This is a genomic window from Bradyrhizobium sp. 23 (assembly GCF_023073295.1).
Taxonomy (GTDB): Bacteria; Pseudomonadota; Alphaproteobacteria; order Rhizobiales; family Xanthobacteraceae; genus Bradyrhizobium; species Bradyrhizobium canariense_D.
Genome location: NZ_JADPJF010000098.1, coordinates 90,501 through 92,228 on the forward strand (window position 1 = coordinate 90,501; position 1,728 = coordinate 92,228).

Annotated in this window: 1 protein-coding gene and 1 pseudogene; both read left to right on the forward strand. The window is 65.8% G+C overall.

The window, feature by feature from the left end; genetic code table 11:
• Window positions 1-2 precede the first annotated feature (2 nt).
• Window positions 3-1,406 carry a UDP-N-acetylmuramate--L-alanine ligase gene (gene murC / locus IVB32_RS24260; protein WP_204513990.1) on the forward strand — a complete coding sequence of 468 codons (1,404 nt, stop codon included), beginning with the start codon at window positions 3-5 and terminating at the stop codon, window positions 1,404-1,406.
• Between the two features lie 4 nt (window positions 1,407-1,410).
• Window positions 1,411-1,728: pseudogene (locus tag IVB32_RS24265) on the forward strand (UDP-N-acetylenolpyruvoylglucosamine reductase); the annotation flags it as partial.

Here is a 1,728-nt window from a genome sequence, read left to right on the forward strand (position 1 = left end):
CCATGAGACTGCCGCGCGAGATCGGACCTATCCACTTCGTCGGGATCGGCGGGATAGGCATGAGCGGAATCGCCGAGGTGCTGCTCAATCTCGGCTATTCCGTGCAGGGTTCGGACGCCTCCGACAATTACAATCTCGACCGCCTGCGCAAGAACGGTGCGAGGGTCTCGGTCGGCCACAAGGCGGAGAACGTCGACGGGGCCGAGGTCGTCGTGGTTTCTACCGCGATCAAGCGCGACAATCCGGAACTGACGGCGGCGCGCGAACGGCGCATCCCCGTGGTGCGCCGCGCCGAGATGCTGGCCGAGCTCATGCGGCTGAAGAGCTGCGTCGCCATCGCCGGCACCCACGGCAAGACCACCACGACCACGATGGTCGCGACGCTGCTCGACGCCGGCGGCCTCGATCCCACCGTGATCAACGGCGGCATCATCAATGCCTACGGCTCCAATGCGCGTCTCGGTGCGGGTGACTGGATGGTGGTCGAAGCGGACGAGAGCGACGGCACGTTCCTGAAGCTGCCGACCGAGGTCGCGATCGTCACCAATGTCGATCCCGAGCATCTCGATCACTTCAAGACCTTCGAGGCGGTGCAGGACGCCTTCCGCCATTTCGTCGAGAACCTGCCGTTCTATGGCTTCGCCGTGATGTGCATCGATCATCCCGTGGTGCAAACCCTTGTCGGCAAGATCGAGGATCGACGCATCATCACCTATGGTGAGAATCCGCAGGCCGATGTGCGCTTCGTCGACCTGACCCCGGCGGGCGGCGGATCGAAGTTCAAGGTTGCCTTCCGCGATCGCAAGACGGGCGCCGTGCACGAGATCTCCGATCTCATGCTGCCGATGCCGGGGCGCCACAATGCCTCCAACGCGACCGCCGCGATTGCGGTCGCGCGCGAGCTCGGCGTGTCGGACGAGGCGATCCGCAAGGCGATCGCCGGCTTCGGCGGCGTCAAGCGCCGCTTCACCAAGACCGGCGAGTGGAACGGCGTCACCGTCATCGACGACTACGGCCATCATCCGGTCGAGATCGCGGCGGTGCTGAAGGCGGCGCGGGAATCCACCAACGGTAAGATCGTCGCGGTGGTGCAGCCGCATCGCTACACCCGCCTGCAGTCGCTGTTCGAGGAATTCTGCACCTGCTTCAACGATGCGGATGCGGTGATCGTCGCCGAGGTCTATGCTGCGGGCGAGACGCCGATCGAAGGCATCGATCGCGACCATTTCGCCGCGGGCCTGCGCGCCCACGGCCACCGCGAGGTGATCCCGCTGCCCGCGGCGTCCGATCTCGCTGGCATCGTCAAGGGCGTGGCGAAGTCCGGCGATCTCGTCGTGTGTCTGGGCGCCGGCAACATCACGCAATGGGCGTATGCCTTGCCCGGCGAATTGAAGGCGCTGGGGTAGCGCAGTGAGCTTCCCCGACATCACACCCGACCTCAAAGCCGTGATGCCCGATCTTCGCGGCCGGCTGCTGGCGAACCAGTCGCTCGCCGAGCTCACCTGGTTTCGCGTCGGAGGTCCCGCGCAGGTGCTGTTCACGCCGACGGATGAGGACGATCTCTCTTATTTCCTCGCGCATCTCGCAAGCGACATTCCCGTCTATGTCGTCGGCGTCGGCTCCAACCTGATCGTGCGCGACGGCGGCATGGCGGGCGTGGTGATCCGGCTTGCGCCGCGCGCCTTTGGCGAGGCGAGCGCGAGCGGCGATGTCGTCACCGCGGGCGCA